At 61.1% G+C, this 17,990-nt stretch carries 16 protein-coding genes and 1 tRNA gene; 10 read left to right on the forward strand and 7 right to left on the reverse strand.

Going from position 1 to position 17,990, the window contains the following annotated elements; translation table 11 throughout:
• Positions 1–67 precede the first annotated feature (67 nt).
• From ACUIAH_RS08305 to ACUIAH_RS08315, 3 genes are all read right to left on the reverse strand, one after another.
• Positions 68–1,111 (reverse strand): ribonuclease H family protein, encoded by a 1,044-nt coding sequence (locus tag ACUIAH_RS08305; RefSeq protein ID WP_445340943.1) that lies wholly within the window; start codon positions 1,109–1,111, stop codon positions 68–70.
• Between the two features lie 60 nt (positions 1,112–1,171).
• Positions 1,172–2,845 carry a phosphoglucomutase (alpha-D-glucose-1,6-bisphosphate-dependent) gene (gene pgm / locus ACUIAH_RS08310; RefSeq protein ID WP_445340944.1) on the reverse strand — a complete coding sequence of 558 codons (1,674 nt, stop codon included), beginning with the start codon at positions 2,843–2,845 and terminating at the stop codon, positions 1,172–1,174.
• Positions 2,846–2,908: 63 nt separating this feature from the next.
• On the reverse strand, positions 2,909–4,003 hold the full coding sequence (locus tag ACUIAH_RS08315) for a diacylglycerol/lipid kinase family protein (RefSeq protein ID WP_313835827.1): 1,095 nt from the start codon (positions 4,001–4,003) through the stop codon (positions 2,909–2,911).
• A 220-nt stretch (positions 4,004–4,223) separates the two neighbouring features.
• Here ACUIAH_RS08315 and ACUIAH_RS08320 point away from each other — a divergent pair, with 220 nt between their 5' ends.
• From ACUIAH_RS08320 to ACUIAH_RS08350, 7 genes are all read left to right on the forward strand, one after another.
• The gene (locus tag ACUIAH_RS08320; protein ID WP_445340945.1) at positions 4,224–4,901 is read left to right on the forward strand and encodes a serine dehydratase beta chain; all 678 of its coding nucleotides are present in this window, start codon (positions 4,224–4,226) and stop codon (positions 4,899–4,901) included.
• A 42-nt stretch (positions 4,902–4,943) separates the two neighbouring features.
• The gene (gene sdaAA / locus ACUIAH_RS08325) at positions 4,944–5,789 is read left to right on the forward strand and encodes an L-serine ammonia-lyase, iron-sulfur-dependent, subunit alpha (protein ID WP_445341584.1); all 846 of its coding nucleotides are present in this window, start codon (positions 4,944–4,946) and stop codon (positions 5,787–5,789) included.
• A 170-nt stretch (positions 5,790–5,959) separates the two neighbouring features.
• Positions 5,960–7,246: a serine--tRNA ligase gene (gene serS, locus ACUIAH_RS08330; protein WP_445340946.1), complete on the forward strand. Its 1,287-nt coding sequence runs from the start codon at positions 5,960–5,962 to the stop codon at positions 7,244–7,246.
• Between the two features lie 93 nt (positions 7,247–7,339).
• A tRNA-Ser gene (locus ACUIAH_RS08335) sits at positions 7,340–7,424 on the forward strand.
• Positions 7,425–7,594: 170 nt separating this feature from the next.
• Positions 7,595–8,092 carry a hypothetical protein gene (locus tag ACUIAH_RS08340; protein WP_045924785.1) on the forward strand — a complete coding sequence of 166 codons (498 nt, stop codon included), beginning with the start codon at positions 7,595–7,597 and terminating at the stop codon, positions 8,090–8,092.
• A 10-nt stretch (positions 8,093–8,102) separates the two neighbouring features.
• A complete protein-coding gene (locus ACUIAH_RS08345; protein ID WP_445340947.1) occupies positions 8,103–8,702 on the forward strand; it encodes a YbaK/EbsC family protein in 600 nt (199 codons plus the stop codon).
• A 127-nt stretch (positions 8,703–8,829) separates the two neighbouring features.
• On the forward strand, positions 8,830–10,389 hold the full coding sequence (locus ACUIAH_RS08350; protein WP_445341585.1) for a ClC family H(+)/Cl(-) exchange transporter: 1,560 nt from the start codon (positions 8,830–8,832) through the stop codon (positions 10,387–10,389).
• 10 nt (positions 10,390–10,399) lie between these two features.
• Here the strand turns inward: ACUIAH_RS08350 and ACUIAH_RS08355 are convergent, their stop codons facing one another.
• Positions 10,400–11,011, reverse strand: a complete 612-nt coding sequence (locus ACUIAH_RS08355) for a Type 1 glutamine amidotransferase-like domain-containing protein (RefSeq protein WP_445340948.1) — start codon at positions 11,009–11,011, stop codon at positions 10,400–10,402.
• A 172-nt stretch (positions 11,012–11,183) separates the two neighbouring features.
• Here ACUIAH_RS08355 and ACUIAH_RS08360 point away from each other — a divergent pair, with 172 nt between their 5' ends.
• Entirely contained in the window at positions 11,184–11,903 is a 720-nt protein-coding gene (locus tag ACUIAH_RS08360; protein WP_445340949.1) for a hypothetical protein, read from the forward strand.
• Between the two features lie 8 nt (positions 11,904–11,911).
• Here the strand turns inward: ACUIAH_RS08360 and ACUIAH_RS08365 are convergent, their stop codons facing one another.
• Together ACUIAH_RS08365 and ACUIAH_RS08370 are read right to left on the reverse strand one after the other, a co-directional pair.
• Positions 11,912–12,613 carry a LuxR C-terminal-related transcriptional regulator gene (locus ACUIAH_RS08365; protein WP_445340950.1) on the reverse strand — a complete coding sequence of 234 codons (702 nt, stop codon included), beginning with the start codon at positions 12,611–12,613 and terminating at the stop codon, positions 11,912–11,914.
• A 99-nt stretch (positions 12,614–12,712) separates the two neighbouring features.
• Positions 12,713–14,026, reverse strand: coding sequence for a PspC domain-containing protein (locus ACUIAH_RS08370; protein ID WP_445340951.1), 1,314 nt, complete (start codon positions 14,024–14,026; stop codon positions 12,713–12,715).
• Between the two features lie 113 nt (positions 14,027–14,139).
• Between ACUIAH_RS08370 and ACUIAH_RS08375 the strand changes: the two genes are divergently transcribed.
• The gene (locus ACUIAH_RS08375; protein WP_445340952.1) at positions 14,140–16,044 is read left to right on the forward strand and encodes a PspC domain-containing protein; all 1,905 of its coding nucleotides are present in this window, start codon (positions 14,140–14,142) and stop codon (positions 16,042–16,044) included.
• Positions 16,037–16,444 carry a hypothetical protein gene (locus tag ACUIAH_RS08380; protein ID WP_445340953.1) on the forward strand — a complete coding sequence of 136 codons (408 nt, stop codon included), beginning with the start codon at positions 16,037–16,039 and terminating at the stop codon, positions 16,442–16,444. Before ACUIAH_RS08375 ends, ACUIAH_RS08380 begins: the two co-directional genes overlap by 8 nt.
• Here the strand turns inward: ACUIAH_RS08380 and ACUIAH_RS08385 are convergent.
• The gene (locus ACUIAH_RS08385) at positions 16,394–17,950 is read right to left on the reverse strand and encodes an alpha/beta hydrolase family protein (RefSeq protein ID WP_445340954.1); all 1,557 of its coding nucleotides are present in this window, start codon (positions 17,948–17,950) and stop codon (positions 16,394–16,396) included. The two genes, ACUIAH_RS08380 and ACUIAH_RS08385, sit on opposite strands and share 51 nt — an antisense overlap.
• Positions 17,951–17,990: the final 40 nt, after the last annotated feature.

Below are 17,990 nucleotides of genomic sequence, written 5' to 3' on the forward strand. Positions count from 1 at the left end.
TCTGCGGGTCTTGTTCGTTCAGGTTCACTCCAGTGTAGACGATGGCCCTTGACGGTCCATGAACGGCTCAATCCTTGACTTCGATGGCGTGCAGGCGGAAGGGGGCCTCCTGAATGTTCACGTAGCCGTCAGGGTCGATGGCGGCGTCCAGATCAATGCTGCCGACTATATGCAGGTCCTGTCCGGTGAACATGCTGCTGCCAGAGGGAGGAGGCGTGATGCGGATCTGGCCGCTGGCTCTCAGCCCTCGAGCGCCGGAATTCTTGGTCTCTTGATCAACCGTGTCGGTGTCCGAAGTATCGTTGAAAGCCGGCGAGGGGTCGTCTTTTTGATCATCAGCTATGTCAGAAGCGGGCGTGTCATTGATGGCTTCAGACGGCACGTCGTCCCGCTCGTCTGCTGCTGCGGCCGGCGACCCTGAGAATGTTGCGGCTACGGACTCGGCTTGCTCGGCATCCACGGCCTCGGATTCGACGGCGGTTTCGGCCAGGTCTTTCTGCTCTTTCTGGTCCAGGCGAACCTTTTTGCGGCCAAGATCGTCCAGAACCTGGGGTCCTCCGTCCAGCTCCTCCTTGACTGCGGACGGCACCTGCGTGCCCTTGGCGTAGGGGGAGGCCAGCAGTGATCGCCAGCCCTCAACGGGCAGGCAGCCTTCCCGATCGCCTTTGCCTGCAGCGGTAGCGTAGCCGCGGGCCAGCGTGTCCACTTTCTCGTTGAAGGTGTCGCCGGCGTGGCCCTTGACCCAGACAAACCTGACTGATCCCGGCCGTGCCTGGATCTCACGATCGATAGCCTCGATCAGAGGGCGGTTCTTGACCGGCTTACCCTGGGAGTTCTTCCAGCCCTTCTTCTTCCACCCGGGCACCCAGGTGGTGGAGCAGTTGATGGCGTATTGGGAGTCGGTTTCGATGACCAGCGGGCGCTCGCCTGGGTGGGCGCGCAGCGCCTGCAGCACGGCGCATAGCTCACCGATCTGATTGGTGCCGTTGCTTGCGCCGCCTGCATCCGCGTCGCCGCCTTCATGGTCGGCCCAGGCCCAGCCCATGGGGCCGTTGGGATTGCTCAGTGCGCTGCCGTCGGTGGAGACGACCAGATTCTTGTCATTGGTCATGGTTCCAGCCTAGACAAATAGATAGAGAACCCCTGCGCCAGCGATGGTCTTGTCCGCAGCTCAGCCCAGGGCCTTGGCTACTACCTGGTCGGCATCGTCCAGAACCTGATCCAGGGCCTCGGGGGAAACGAAGGATTCGGCGTAGACCTTGTAGATGTTCTCGGTGCCGGAGGGGCGGGCGGCGAACCAGTTGTTCCGGGTGGTCACCTTGATGCCGCCGATTTTGGCCCCGTTGCCCGGGGCTTCGGTCAGCTTGGCAGTGATGGGCTCGCCGGCCAGGGTGGAGGCCGTCACATCGTCGCCGTTCAGCCAGGCGAACTTCTGCTTCTGCTCCAAGGTGGTCGGGGTGTCCACCCGCTTGTACCAGCTTTGGCCGAAGCGCTCCACCTGCTCCTGGTGGAGCTGGGCCGGGTTCTTTCCGGTCTTGGCTGTGATCTCGGCAGCCAGGAGGTCGGGGATCAGCCCGTCCTTGTCGGTCGTCCAGACGCGGCCGTCCCGACGCAGGAAGCTCATCCCGGAGCTCTCCTCGCCGCCGAAGGCCACCTCTCCCTTGAAGAGGGGGTCGACGAACCACTTGAAGCCCACAGGCACCTCGATCAACCTGGCGCCTATGGAGGCAGCCACACGGTCGATCAGGGAGGAGGAGACCAGGGTCTTGCCGATGCCGGCGCCCTTAGGCCATCCGGGACGGTTTCCGGAGAAAAGGTATTCCACGCAGACGGCGATGTAGTGGTTGGGGTTCATGACCCCTGTTCCTGGGCAGACGATGCCATGCCTGTCGGCGTCCGGATCGGTGCCGCCCACCAGGTCGTAGGAGTCCCAAGCCCCTGCATTCAGGCGATCCACCAGGCCCTTCATGGCATAGGGGGAGCTGGGATCCATGCGGATCTTCCCGTCGTGGTCGATGGTCATGAACCGCCAGGTCGGATCCACCTCGGGGTTGACGACGCCGATGTTCAGCCCGTACTTTTCGTTGATCAGCGGCCAGTAATTGACCGAGGCCCCGCCCAGCGGATCGATGCCCAGGCGGACCCCAGAGGATCTGATCAGGTCGAAGTCGATGACATTGCCCAGGTCGGCCACGTAATGTTCCCGGTAGTCGAAGCGCTCCACCAGGTCGGATTTGAGGGCATCTTCAAAGGGGATCCGCTTGACCCGCCTGTAGTCGCCCAGGAGCTCGTTGGCCCGTTGCGCTATGGCATTGGTGGTTTCAGCCGGAGCCGGGCCGCCTGTGGGCGGGTCATACTTGAATCCGCCGTCGGTGGGCGGGTTGTGGGAGGGGGTGACCACGATGCCATCGGCCAGGTCCTTGCCGGAGAAGCGCTGGGTCCCGTCGGCCGCCCGGTTGTGTGTCAGGATGGCCTGAGAGACGGTGGGGGTGGGAGTGTAGTCATCATTGGCGTCAATGCGCACCCGTACGCCGTTGGCTGTCAGGACCTCGATAGCGGTCTTCCAGGCAGGCAGGGAGAGGGCGTGGGTGTCGCGGCCCAGATAGAGCGGTCCGGTGACTCCATCCTTGGCTCGCTGTTCGGCTATGGCCTGGCTGATGGCCACAATGTGGGCCTCGTTGAAGGAGGTGGTCAGGGCGGAGCCACGATGCCCGGAGGTGCCGAAGGACACCCGCTGGGAGGGCGTGGAGGGGTCGGGGATGAGATCGTAGTACCTGCCGATCAGATCGTCGACGTTGATCAGATCTTTGGGGCTGGCAGGCTTGCCCGCGTTCTGTGCTGTCATGGCTCCCATCATGCCACCCCGGCATGAGAAAGCGTGCAGATGGGGGAACAGGCTCCTTCGGTCTCAGTCGGACTGGGGAACCCGCACGTTCAGAGCCCGGTGCTCCACGCTGAGTGCGATGTGGCAGGTTTCGCCCAGAATGTCGCCGTCCACCTGAGCCAGGGCGGGCTTCTCCAGACGGATTTCTGCCTTGGTCCCCTGCAGCTGGACGATGGTGGAGTTGGTCGACAGGGGGCTCTGGCTGGCCTTTCGGGTGATGGTCTGATGCATGACGTCTCCGAAGAGATTGGCCCAGCCGATCAGGCCAGCGGAGGTGTCGATGATCTCGAAGTCCAGGATGCCGTCCTCGTAGGAGGCGTCGGGCATCAGGGAGAATCCTGGGATCTCCCCGCAGTTGCCGGCCATGAAAGTGCGGAAGGTCACCGAGGTGTTGGTCTGTGTGACCTGGTCGGGCCGGGTGATGGTGATGTCGGCTGTGTACTTGGGCGCGAACAGATGTTTGGCGCCGCTGATGAAGTAGGCCAGCCAGCTGACCGTCTTCTTCAGATTGGGGTCGGTGTCGTCAATCATCAGGGCGTCGAAGCCGATGCCGGCGATGATCAGGAAGGCATGACCACGGCCTTGTTCCTGATCGTCCTGGTCCAGCAGAGCCATGCGACCCACGTCGACTTGGGTGGATCCGTACGAGGTGGCCACGGCCAGGGCGGCGTCCAGATCGCCAACGGGAATGCCCATGTTCCTCGCGAAGAGATTCCCGGTCCCTATAGGGATGATGCCCATGACATGGTCGCTGGATGCCATGGCGCTGGCTACGGTGCGTACGGTCCCGTCCCCGCCCACGGCAACGACTACGTTGGCTCCGCGCTCCAGTGCCATGCGGGCGCAGGCCTTTCCGTCCCGATCCAGCTGGGTTTCGATGAAACTGAATTCGCGGATGCCCTTGTCCCGGCAGTATTGCTGGATGCGCTCGCGGGCAGCAGCGGCCTGGGGCTTGGAGGGGTTGATGACGAAAGCGTAGCTGAGCTGGTCGTCATCCCGGGCCAGGATCTGCATGGCGAACCTATGCCGCCTTTGGGCGCGAATGATCAACACCACTGCTGTGACGACAATGGCCGCCACCGCCAGGATGCCGAGGATGACGACCGCTGGAATTGGCATGACTCCATTTTGCGCGTGGTGTCGACCCGAACCCCTTGGGTGTGTCCGACGTGAACGAACCCTCTACAGCAATCACGCTGACAGTATGAGCTGATTGAGTTATGAAAAGCGGAAAGTTATGATGTCATTCGGTCCATGTGGTCCCTTCGGTCTGGAGCTGCAACGGCTTCGTGCGCTGGAAGTCCGGGAAAGCCCGGGGGTATGGGAAGAGGAGGCGGGCATGGATAAGTACAAGAGCGTGTTCGACATCATAGGACCCATCATGATTGGACCCTCCAGCTCGCACACAGCCGGGGCAGTGGCCATTGGACGGGTTGGGCACATCCTTGCCGGCGGTGTCCCCAGCCGTGCCGACATTCATTATTATGATTCCTTTGCTCGCACGCACAGCGGCCACGGTACCGACTATGCCATCATCAGCGGCCTGCTGGGTTTTGCGCCGGATGACTCCCGGGTGCCGGATGCCATCGGCATCGCCCGCAGACAGGGCATGGATTTGACCTTCCACGAGGAGGATGAACCCAGCCCCATCGACCACCCGAACACGGCCGTCCTGGATCTGCAGGGCCCAGCCGGTCGGGTGATCTACGCGGCTTGCTCTATTGGGGGCGGAACCATTGAAGTGCGGAGTATCAACTTGGACGGCTGCCTGATCACTCCTCCGGGGCTTTTGCCCATCCTGTTGGTGGAACTGGATGAATCCGACAAGGGCTCCGGTCGGCGCTTGGAGGGCATACGCGATCTGCTCCGGGAAGAGGGCGTGACCAAGCAGACCAGGTATGAGCCCGCGGGTCCGGCCGGCATGGCAGTGTACGAGTTCGATTTGGATAATCCGCTGTCCAACCAGCGGCAGCAGCAGATCGCCGATCACTCGTCCCGGATGATATATATCGACTAGGAGGCATGGCGCATGTTCGCTTCGATCGCTGAACTCGTGAGTATGGCTAAAGAGCGCGGCTCGTCGATATCTGAAGTGGCCATCGACGAGGAAGTGCGGCGTTCGCGCCAGACGCGTGAGCAAATATGGGCAAGAATGGCCAAGAACCTGCAGGTCATGCAGGCTGCCGTGGCCAGGGGGTCCCAGGGCGATGGCGTGTTTTCCAAGACTGGGCTGAGCGGTGGCCAGGCTGCTTTGCTGGAGCATTACCGGAAGACGCGAACCAGTCTGAGCGGCGATGCCATGTTGCAGGCCGTTGAGGCCGCCATGGCCACCAATGAGGTCAATGCGGCCATGGGCATCATCTGCGCGACGCCCACGGCCGGTTCCTCGGGAACCCTGCCCGGAGTGCTCACCGTGCTCAAGAACCGACTGGGGCTGGATGACGATGGGCTGATCCGCTGCCTGTTCACGGCAGGCGCTTTCGGGCTGGTCACGGCCAACAAGGCGATGATCTCAGGAGCTACAGGCGGCTGCCAGGCCGAGGTGGGCAGCGCATCCGGCATGGCTGCAGCTGCTGCGGTTGAGGGTGCAGGAGGCGATCCTGATGCCAGCGCCCAGGCCTTCGCCATAGCCATGAGCAATCTGCTGGGACTTGTCTGTGATCCCGTGGCCGGACTGGTGGAGGTGCCTTGCGTCAATCGCAACGCCATCGGCACTGCCAACGCTTTGATCGCTGCTGACATCGCCTTGTCGGGTGGCATCAGCAGGATCCCGCCCGACGAGGTCATCGCAGCCATGAAGTCCATCGGCGAAAGCATGCCCTCATCACTGAGAGAGACCGGCATAGGCGGACTGGCTGGCACTCCCACCGGCAAACGGTTCCGCAAGACTGTATTCGGCAAGTGATGCGTGGCAGACGCATATAAGGGACGGATGGTTCGCGTCTGCCTTCCCGGCGTGGCTGCTTCCCCTGGCTGGTCGGCGGCGGCCGGGCCGGTTGCAGCAGAGGCCATGGGACTTGGAATGAGGTGTGCGGGGCCGGTTTTCGTGTCCCTTGAAAGTCATACAATTCAGATATGTTAGATATCAGGTTCATTCAGGAACATCCGGATGTTGTCCGTGAATCACAGCGCAAACGCGGCGAATCGGTCGAACTCGTCGACGAGGTGCTGAAGGCGGACAGCGAGCGCAGGGCTGCACTCCAGGATTACGAGAGCTGCAGGGCCGAGCAGAAGTCGCTCGGCAAGCGCATGGGTTCGGCGTCTCCTGATGAGAAAGCCGACCTTCTGGCCCGGACCAAGAGCCTGTCCGAGAAGGTGAATGCCTGCAAGTCAGCTTCCGACCAGGCCAACGCCAGGTACATCGATCTCATGTGGAAGTTCAGCAACGTAGTGGAACCCGAGGCGCCGGAGGGCGGCGAGGACGACTACGTGGTGGTCAAGAAGGTCGGCACCCCGCGCGACTTCACCAAAGAGGGCTTCGAGCCCAAGAACCACCTGGACCTGGGCGTGGGCGTGGCTGGCATCGACATGCGCAGGGGCGTCAAGATTTCCGGCTCCCGCTTCTACTTCCTGAGGGGGGACGTGGCCCGGCTGGAGATCGCCATGCTGACCATGGCCGTGGACCAGGCCATGGAGCATGGATTCATTCCCACCATTACGCCCACCTTGGTCCGGCCTGAGGTCATGGCCGGCACCGGCTTCCTGAATGCCCATGCCGACGAGATCTACCGTCTGCGTGAGCCTGACGATCAGTATCTGGTGGGCACGTCGGAGGTCTCCCTGGCCGGCATGCACGAGGATGAGATTCTGGATCTGAGCCAAGGCCCGCTGCGCTACTGCGGCTGGTCCAGCTGCTACCGGCGGGAGGCTGGCTCTGCCGGCAAGGACACCATGGGCATCATCCGCGTCCACCAGTTCGACAAGGTGGAGATGTTCGTCTACTGCAAGCAGGAGGACTCCCGTGACCAGCACCAGCAGTTGCTGGCCATGGAGCAGGAGATGCTGGCCAAGGTGGACGTGCCCTACCGGATCATCGACACCGCTGCAGGAGACCTGGGGTCCTCAGCCGCGCGCAAGTTCGACTGCGAGGCCTGGGTGCCCACCCAGGGTCGCTACCGTGAGCTGACGTCAACCTCTAACTGCACCGAGTACCAGGCCCGCCGTCTCAACGAACGCGAGCGGTTGGAGGACGGCTCCACGCGTCCTGTCAGCACCCTGAACGGGACCCTGGCCACCACCCGCTGGCTGGTCGCCATCCTGGAGAACCACCAGAACGCCGACGGTTCCATCGTCATCCCTGAGGCCATGCGCTCCTATGTGGGTGGCAAGGAGGTCATCGAGCCCAAGACCTGGGAGGCCTGAACCGCCTCTGCCGGGATTGGTCGACATTCCGTTGGTGGTTGGACCAACCTTGATGTCGTATGATGAGTGACGTGCCTGATCGGCACGTCTTATGGACAGGTGTCTGAGCGGCCGAAAGAGACGGTCTTGAAAACCGTTGTGGCGCAAGCCACCGCGGGTTCGAATCCCGCCCTGTCCGCCTGGTGGATGCCCCGGAGCTCATTCCGGGGCATTCTTGTATTCGCTTAAAATCCCGTGTTCGCAGAGCGGTTTGGGCTGGAACCTGGTGCCTACAATAATGGATGGTAGCCATGCGTAATCACGCGAGCCGACCCTTGGGCGCCGGCTCTGCAAGGGAAAGGTCGGGTCGTGGATCAATTCATCGCCATTGTCTCTCTGATCGGGGATTGGTTGCTTTTCACATTCCCACTCTTCCAGGGGCTGATGGAGCTGCAGGAATATCAGGAGCTCCTGGACGACTTTGATCAGCTCAGTAAGAATTGGGATGAGGTCTCGCCCTGGTGGTGGCTGGCCCCCATCGTTAAGATCCACTTGGAGCGCAAACGCGGGCACGAAATTCTCCGTCAGGCCACCAGGACCCGGTCTGAGCGTCGACGTGCGCTGAGCTTTCTTGACCAGGCGACTGCCTGGTACTTTGTGTCAGTTGCAGGTTGGCTGAAGATGATCTCCTCCTCTTATGAATTGCTTGAGACATACGATGCCGAAGAGAACATATGGCTGCTGGTTCTTCTTGTCTTCCTGCTGACCTCCGGCGGTCTCTTCAACGCTTACTATCGCATAGACAGAAAGCGGATAGGCCAGAAGGAGAAGGAGCTGAAGCCCGACTCAGAGGTGGCCAACGACTGACGAGGCACCCATGAGACTTGGCAACGGCAGCACTGATCCTGCAGCCAGAGTAGACCTTGGCGCCCCGGTCGGTATGGATAAGAAGCCATTAGATTCGGGGGACAGGATGGTTCCCCAGCCGGTGCGAGAGCTTCTGGATGGTTTGAAAACAAATTGGCGCCTCGTCCAGCATCCGCCCTTGGACACCATCGACCAGGGCATGGAGCTGGGCATTGCTGACCTGCTGGGGCTCTCTGCAGAAAACCTGTCCAAGTTCCTGCTGCTGGAGGATGTGGGAGGGCTGCTGATACTCCTGGTGGCCAAGGGTATAGTGCGGCCGGATCTGCGCCAGGTGCGAGAAGCAGTCGGATGCCGGAGGCTGCACATGGCCTCGGCTGCCACCTTGCGCCAGTGTCTGGATACGGTGCCGGGTCGGGTCTCGCTGCTTGATCTTGTGGGCCATCACGGCCAAGTGGACACCGTCGTCCTGGACGGCAATCTGACGGCAACTGACGAACAGACAGCACTGCCGTTGGGCTCCGACGATGTGTCCGTCTGTCTGCCTGGCTCCTGCCTGCCGGATCTTGCACGGAAGCTGGTATCCCAGGTGCTCATACTGCCGGAGAGTTGAAGCCGTCGACTCAGCCATTGCTCCTGGTCTCTGCCCTGAGAGAAGCTGGAAACCGTTGTGCGCGAAGGAGGGAAGGAGCAGACCGGTGAGGCTGAATCCGTCTAGAGGAAAGCCGTCGGCAGATGAGATGGATCAGACCCATCGTTCCGACCAGCTGCAGGCGACCAGATCGGGTCGAGCAAGCCGGTGGCTGGTGGCGTTCAGGGCCGCCTGTTGCGGACTGTTGGTGGGAGTGCTGGTGGTGCTCTACCGGCAGGGCATCGGCTACGGCACACAGTTCGCTCGATGGGCCTACGCACAGATGCGTGACCGGCCCCTGATGATTCTTCCTTGGCTGCTGGCCGCCCTGCTGGTGGGCCTGGCCCTGGCCTGGATGGTCGGTCGGGTTCCCATGGCTTCCGGCTCCGGCATCCCGCAGGTGGAGGGTGTGGTCATCCACGGCATGCGCATGCCTGCCCTGCCTGTGCTGGGCGTACGATTCCTGGGCGGTCTGGCCTGCGGCATGTTCGGCCTGTCTTTGGGGCGCGAGGGGCCCTCGGTGCAGATCGGCGCGGCCGGTTCCCAGCTGGTTTCCCGGGGATTGCGCCGAGACCGTGTGGAGGAGACCTGCCTGGTGACCTCCGGCGCGGCTGCCGGCCTGTCTGCAGCATTCAACGCGCCCTTGTCGGGGATGGTCTTCGCCCTGGAGGAGATCCACCGGTCCTTTTCTCCAATGATTCTTCTGTCAGCAGCCATGGCCTGCCTGAGTGCTGATTTCATTGCCAAAAACCGTTTCGGCCTGCGTCCGGTCCTGGATTTTACCGCTATGCCACAGCTGACCATCGCCCAGTATCTGCTGATGATCCCCCTTGGGCTGGTGGCCGGCCTTGTGGGAGCTGCAATGAACCGTCTGCTGCTGGGCGCGCAGAGCCTTTACAAGCACCTGCCCTCGAAGCTGGGACCGGTGATCTCCCTCTTCCTGGCTCTGCCGGTCGGGTTGTTGCTGCCTGCTGTCCTGGGTGGCGGCGAGGACCTGATTGGCAAGGCGGAAGGTGTTCGTGAGGTGGCTTGGTCGGTGGCCATCAACCTGCTGGTTCTGCTTCTGGTCAAGATGCTTTTTACGGCTACCTCCTTCGGCAGCGGTGCCCCCGGGGGCATCTTCATGCCTATCCTGGCAGTCGGCACACTGACTGGGTCCCTGTGCGGGATGGGTGCGGCCGCCTTGGGAATGCCCGTCAGGATTATTCCAGTCTGTGCGGTCTGCGCCATGGCGGGCACTCTGACGGCCTCGGTCAAGGCCCCCATAACATCCATCCTGCTGACGGTGGAGATGTCAGGCTCTCTGGTCCATATGCTCCCCGTGGCACTGTGCGCTTTTACGGCTTTGATGGTGTCCGATTTGCTGGGTGTCCAGCCTATTTACGAGGCTCTGCTGGAGCGTTATCGCCGAGGATGTGCTCCCGATGCTCAGGTTCCTGACAGGGTCACTGTGGAGTTCCCCATAGAGCATGGCAGTCCGGCGGCTGGTCGTCTGCTGGGGCAGGTTCCCTGGCCGCACGGATGTGCCGTAATCGGTCTTCGCCGAGGTGAGCATCGGCTGATTCCTGCTGGTGATCTGAGGTTGCTCGCCGGAGACGGTGTCATCCTGCTCTGTCCCGGTGATCGTCTGGATCAGGCCCGACGGGTCATGGAAAGCCTCTGTCGCTGACTGACGTTCTCTAAAGGATGGTCAGGCACTGCCCGTGGACTGCCACGGCCTGGCTGTTGTTGATGGCCACCATGGGTGCATCGTCGCCGTAGCGGTCCAGGATTTTCCTGGTCACCTCGGCGAAGGGTTCGGAATCAAGGTGGGGGAGGAGACGGAAGTCCACCAGGCCCAGCCCGGCGGTGGAGTCCAGATTCAGGGCGGCCGAGCGCGGATCCATGGCATCCAGGAAGCCGATATCGGGACCGGTCACCACCGCGCCAGCCGATTCGCCGATGTAAGGTTTGCCCTGATCCACCTGCTGTCTGATCAGATCGGCAGCGCCTGAGCGACGCAACTCCTGCAACAGGAAGAAGGTGTTGCCGCCGGACAGGTAGATCAGATCGTCCTCCTCCAGGCTGCGACGTATGGTCTCCGGATCGGCTGTTGAGACTTCCAGGTCGTCGATCCGGCAGCCCATGTCGGTGAAGGCTCGACGAGCCTCCTGGACATAACTATCCGAACGCTGTGGAAGATTGGCCGTGGGGATGAAAGCCACAGTACGATTCTTAGGAGAGCTTTCCAGAAAGGTGGGCAACCTTTCAGCGGTAGCAGAGAATGAGGATGTGAGCAGCAGTCGATGCATGACGGCTCCTTTCATGCCAGGCGGGACTTCCGCCCTGGGCAGGTCGCAAAGTATAAAATCCGACCATTGCTGGCCTCAATATATCCATGCAATGGCTTCCACATAGTCATTGACTACATGTCGGCTGGAATCCGGCGCAGGCCCTGTAGGTCCGGATGTTTATTCTGGTGGCATGGCAAGGCAGCATAAGGAGTTCCAGCAGGGATCCGGCCAAGGCGTATTGGACGACCTGCCAGGCGAGGATAAATTCAGCGATGACCGCCCCGATCCAGTAGCTCCCGGCGGCAGCATTCTCTTCGCTCTGCCTGGGACCTTGGTGGATTGGGACCCGCGCCGAGCCCTGGTTGGGCAGTACCCTGACGGGGTGGTCGATATGGTGCTGGACCCGGAGGACCCTTGGGGCTTCGCCTGCGTCAGCAGACAGATCAATCTGGGCGTGGACCCGCAGCAGGCGTTGGCCGACTATGAAACCACTCACGGGCCTGCGGTCGCCTGGGTGGTTAGGGTCTGTCTGGAAAACTACGCCCTGGCAGTGAAGGGCCTTCTTTCCGGAGCGTCGGAGCTGCTGGAGGATCTGCGCCGAGCTGGCCTGACCCTTTGGGGCTTGTCGGCAACGACCCGTCAATTGATCGAGTCGGTATCCAAGGTGCTTTCGCCGCTCTCTTCCCTGAAAGGTGTCCTGATTTCATCACAGGAGCATCTGGATCTTTCCGATCCGCTCTTCTATCGTCTGGCCCTGCGTCGTTTCGCCATCAGCCCCAGACATACGATCTTCGTTGATGCGGATCCTGAGCATGTCGCTGTGGCTGACCGACTGGGCATGGATGGGATTGTTGCCCATGACATCCGCGGTCTGCGTCAGCTGCTTCGTCAGCGCGGCATCGCCTGTTGAGCGGACTTTCAGACGATGCGGCGGTCTGCGGCCCAGCGTGTCAGCTCGGTTCGGTTTGAGAGTTGGAGTTTGCGCAGGACGTTGGAGACATGGGTCTCAACAGTTTTGATGGAGATGAACAGCTCGGAGGCCACCTCCCGGTAGGTGTAGCCCCGGGCGATCAGGCGCATGACCTCCTGCTCGCGCGCGGAGAGCCGGTCCAGTTCGTCGTCTTCTGCCAGGCCGGTGTCTGCGGCCTCGTCCTCCTGGAAGGCGGAGAGCACGAATCCGGCCAGCTTGGGGGAGAAGACCGCGTACCCCTCGTGAACCTGGCGAATTGAGGAGACCAGGTCCTTGGCGGAGATGGTCTTGGTCACGTAACCACGGGCTCCGGCGCGGATGACCGAGCCCACGTCCCTGGGCGAGTCGGATACGGAAAGAGCTAGAAAGACCGACCGGGGGGAGAGGGGATGTGAGCGGCTCAGGATTTCGGCACCTCCGCCGCCTTGGCCACCGGGCACGTGCACATCCAGCAAAACCACATCGGGACGGGTCTGTCTGACCATGAGAATGGAGGACTCCACGTCTGCCGCCTGACCCACGACGTGGAAATGCGGCTGCAGGGTGGTGATGACTCCGGTACGGAACATCTCATGGTCGTCGACGACGGCCACGCGAATACTTGCGGGCCCATCCTCGGCTTGATGGGGCTCTGCTGCAGTCGTGGTCATGGGCGTGGTTCAGCCCGCCTTTCCCGACGCGGGGTCCTCAAGTGTGGGTGGGATCGGACCGGCATGCGTCTGTGAATGAATGGTTCACCATGCATCCTATCATTGCTGGGCCTCAGTCCCCTTTTCAGTCTGACCAACCTTGCCCTCCTGGTGTTGGCTGGCCTCGGACAGCGGCATATGCATCCTGACCTCGGTGCCCCAGCCCGGGCGCGAGACGATCTCGACCCTACCGCCACGCCGCCGAATCCGACCGATGATGGACTCCCGGATTCCCAGACGGTCGGCTGGAATCGCATCCATATCGAAGCCTGATCCGTGGTCGCGCACGTAGACCTCAACCTGATTTCTGCGTGCCTCGCAATAGACGGAGATGGGTTCGCCGCCGTGGGTGACGGCATTGACCAGGGCCTGTCGGGCCGCGTTGAGCAGGGCATCGGTCTGGGCGCAGGGCATGGCGTCGCCCACGGTGACCACCTCGATCGGCTTGCCTGAATCGTCCTCTACTTGTGCGGCTATCTGGCTCAGCCCTGTGCTGACGGACCGGTCTGAGGGAGTGCGTTCCTGGTAGAGCCAGTTGCGCAGATCGCGCTCCTGGGAGCGAGCCAGGGTGAAGACGGTATGCGGGTCATCGGCATGCAGCTGGATCAGGGCCAGAGTCTGAAGAACGCCATCATGCAGATGGGCCGCCATATCGGCCCGCTCCTCCTCGCGTTCCTTCATGGCTCGTTCATCGCCCAGTTGACTGAGGATCGAACCTACCCAGGGCACGACCACTGCGGTTACGCCTATAAGAAGCAGGCCGGCCAGGACTATCAGGGTCAGGGCCCAATGCAATTCCTGGGTGGAGAGCAGGAAGATCACCGCAGCAGACAGGATCAGGGCCAGGCTGCCTATCAGGGTCGGCAGGTGGTAGCCGGTTCCTTGGTTTTCCGGCCTCAGCCAGGCCAGAACCAGTCCTGCGCAGAAAAGCAGGCAGGGGACGACAAAGGCGGGGCGCATACCGCTGTTGAGCAGAAAGACCGCAGTCAGCAGGAGGATGATGCCCAGGCCTGCCAGCAGTCTGGTTATCCGCCCGGGACTGATGCTGTGCTCCTCCTTCTGATCTGGCTGTTCAGTAAGGATGCTGGGCGCCAGCGGGGCTGACTTCGGGTCATTCGGTTGGACTGCCTGGGTGGGGTCGCCCTGGGGGAGCGTCAACCACAGAAAGCAGTAGATTACACAGGTGATCAATTTGGGGGCCATAAGCACCATGACCAGGCGGATCCAGAAGACGGGAATGCCCAGGTGTAGGCTGACGCCCTTGCAGACTCCGCACAGGATCCTGCCCTTGTGTGGCCTCATCAGGGGCATGCGCGCAGGGTGCAGAGGAGGTGGTTCCCTCAACGTTTGTTCTTCCTGCATGGCTGCGTTCATGCCTCCATTATCGGTTTCGGATCGTACCGATAGGGCAATAAGGGGAAGAAATCAGGGTCGAATCAGGGTGTTCCCCCATGAGATTTGCGCTCGCAGGGTGTTGTAATGAAGATATGAGTAGCGACATGAACGGCAATGTCCCCGATAACGGCTGGCAGTGGAAGTTCGACAGGTTCTTCCGCGCCTGCAGGGAGTCCTATCTGATCCGTGACCAGGGATGGGTAGGCGGTGTTTGCGTAGCCTTGGCCCGTCGCCTGGGTTGGAGCGTGACCCTGGTCAGAGCCTTGATGATTCTGGCGGTCTTTTTCTTCGGCGCCGGTGCCGCCTTCTACGGCTTCGCCTGGTTCGTCCTGCCGGACCGGCGTGGGGTCATTATCGCCCAGGAGTTGATCCACGGGATTTGGCATGCTTCCATGGTGGGCATCATCATTTACTGGCTGCTGGCCATCCTGATTCCTGGAGTCGGAATCTTTTCACTGGCCTTCGGTGCCCTGGTCCTGTATCTGTTCATCCGGTGGAGCCGCAACAAGGCCCTGGAGTACCAAAGAGGGTACTGGACTGGGCCGGATGCTGGCAGACCGGTTTCGGGCGATCCCTGGGTGATGGGACCGCAGTATTCGGACCGGCCGAGTGGTGCAGGCTCGCAATGGTATCCGAATCAGCCTGAGTACCCAAGCTTTTCGGGGTATGAGGGGTACCAGGATTACACAGGGACGCGAAGCAATACGCAGACAGACGGCAATGCGAGCACAGAAGGATACAGGAACCAGCCTGGGGATTCCGATTCGTATGGAACTCGGGAACAACAAGGGGATGCGACTGCTTCCGGACATATTTTTGAGACAGCGGATTCGGCAAACGCTGCCAGCGATTCGAACAATACGCAAGGCTTTGAGAATCCTGTCGCTGGTGCAGCTCCCGGAGGTTGGACGGGGGCAGAAGGCCCTGCAGAACCTGCTGGGAACATGAATCAGTCATATGGATTCAGTGACTGGCCGGGCTATGGCACAGCCGGGTCATTCTCGACAGGGCCGGGAATAGCCCGTAAGACTCCGTCGGTTCCGCCCCGGATACGGCGTCGTCCCGCCGGACCTGCGCTGGTCAGTCTTCTGTCAGGGCTGATCCTGGTCTCCGGCGCAGGGGTTTGGTGGATGGCCACGAACCCCTATCGCGGATTGAATGTGGCCTTGACCTTCGCTCTGATCTGGGCTGGAGGCGTTACGCTGATACTTGGCGTGGTCATACTGATCCTGGGCTTGATGGGTCGCAGGTCTGGAGGACTGACCCCCATTGCCCTGATGGCCTGCCTGGTTGTCCTGATGCTGGCTTCTGGTTCGGCCATACCAGGCATTGAGCAAACCCAGAACCGCAGGATCCTGGCCGAATACGCCACAGTTCAAGTTAACGGCAACAACCATGGGCGCTTGTTAGGGGCGGACAGTGCAGACATGAGGCGTTACCGCCGCGGAATCGCACTGGTCGGAGACCCGCAGGATCAGGGAAGTGCCGTCATTGACCTGACTGGTTATGAGCAGAAACACGGCACTCATCGCGTTCAGATTATGGATGATGCGGAGAGTACAGTCTCAGGCTGCCCGACGGGCACCGTCCGCCTGGCTGTGGCTTATGCTGACGTTCGCCTGCTCATTCCTAAGGGATGCAGTCTGTCCTATAGGGAACACACCGACCTCTACAGGGTCTTGGGATCAGGCGCGGCTGACTGGATAACCGAGACGGAACAGGGAAACCGGATGTGGTGGGGCAATACGTCGCCATCAGCTGAACGACGCAATTGGGAGGAGGCCCTGCGAGCGTCCAAGGAGGATCAGTGGCATATGCCCGACGATCCCGAATTGATCGTCGATGCCAACCTCATGGCCGGTGCGCGGGTCACCGTGCAAGCCCAGGGGAGTGCTACCCAGCCGAAGCGGGCGCAGCTCTACAGCGGATCGATCAATGAATATTGGGATTATAGCTACAATCCATGGCAGTTTGGGGAGGATCAGGAAGATGACTGATATGCAGCAACCAGAAGGAGGCCAGCCGCTGGATCGTCAGGAGCGCACCACCAAGGTTATGCCGGTTGAGTCACAGGCACCCCCGATATACCAGGTTCGGATGCAGCAGCCGGAGCCGATCCGTCCTAGCGGCCCCAGCATGCCTACCATCATTTTTGGCGTCCTGGTTGGACTTTTGGCTCTGACCATGTTGGCTTTAGGATTGGTCTTTCTGCGTTACGGTACGGATCTGACCCTAGTCATACCCTGGCAGCGGATTATTCCATTGATTTTCGCCGGCCTGGGCTTGGTGCTGATTGTCGCGGCTATATCAACTTGGCTGGCATCAACAAAGCGCGCTCGTCATGACTCAAAAGACCAAGATATTCCAGAAGATCAGGCTGCCAAGGATGGCCAGTGACCCCAACAAGGTCAGAGTCAGGGTCAGCCAGTGGCCAGCGCCAACTACAGCTGGTTTGCCGTCAGGCCTGCTGAAGATGGAGGTCAGGGTGCTTGCCAAGAGCAGGATGAGGATCAGGCAGAGACCTGACAGTAGGAACCAGGAGAATGTCATCATCGGGGACAGATGGACCAGGCCGAAGGCCTGGCGGACCACAGTGAAGGCATAGGCCAGCAGAGCGGTTATCAGTCCTGCGGCCAACAGTCCCAGTGCCCAAAGCCGTCCGGCCAGACCTTTGCTGAAGCCGGACCGTTGTCTGACATTGCCTCGAGCCCGCAGATGTGAGTTCAAGGCTCCTATCAGGGCAGCAATGAGAGCAGCAGCCAGCAGAATGGGGCCAGTGGCCATCAAGGTCAGCAGGGCGGTCAGCGAGGAAACTAATCCGGAATCAGTGCGATCAGGTACTCGATTGAGCTGGTGGGGCTGGCTGCCGGCGATCATGGGAGTGGACCATTGATCGGCCTGGGTGCCCAAGGCTACAGCGTTGATCCAGTCTTCCAGATTATGGGTATACCGGGGTTCCAGAGGTAACCCGTCCTTGGCCAGCCGACTGCCGGTGCGAATCTGGTGGTTAGTGGGGTAGTAGCGCAGGGTTACGTTGTCATTGCCTCTTGCATGAGTTCTGCGGATGATTTCGCGCGCACCCTGCTCGACTGGCATGGAGAAGTCCATGGTGCCGAAGTTGATCATGACGGGCATCCGCAGCTGGTCCAGATAAGGCAGAGAGGGGAAGTCGGCGTACTCCAGGCCCAGCAGGGATAGGTCCATGCCAATGAACCGAGGTATAACGTTGCGGATTCCCTTGGGCGCGCCAATCAGATCCAAGTAGTTGGTAGCCGCCATGGCCATCTGCCGCCGTCCCGGGTAGACGGGAGGCGAAGTCAAGATGGAGAAGGCGATGCTGGGATCCTTGGCGGTCATGATGGACGATATCCAGGTGCCTTCGGACTCAGCGTACAGGCCTACTTTGGTTGGATCCACACCCGGCCAGGATCGCAGACGGTCAAGGGATCGTCCATAGTCGGCGGCCATGGCCTGATAATCACGGTGAAAGGTGGTGTAGGCGTCCAAACGCTTGTCAGGCACCAGGGTGGTAATGCCGGCCGAGGCCATAGCTGAAGCCAGGTCGCCGTAAACTTCGGAGGATTTGCCTGTTCCGGCGCCGTGGATGAACAGACAGGCTGGTCCCGTGCCCTTTCGGTCGCTTGGCTCTCTGACTATGGCCTGGATACGGACTCCGCCATCCAGAGTGATGCTGATTTTCTGTTCCCTGATGGGGTGGGTGCCCTCAGGGGTAGTGGTTCCTAAGCTCGAGACGACTGCGGTGGACCGTGTCGAGACCTGCAGATGGTCACGGTAGGGTTCCACCTGCCAGTCCGGCGTCATGGCTTGGCCTAAAAGGAGCATGACCAGCAGGATGACTACGAAGGAGGCGGCGGTAAAGCCCGCCCGTTTCAGCTTTTGCACCCGTCAACTCTACCCGACCGCTCGACTGGTTGGTCAGATG

It is taken from the genome of Bifidobacterium sp. ESL0820 (assembly GCF_052606235.1).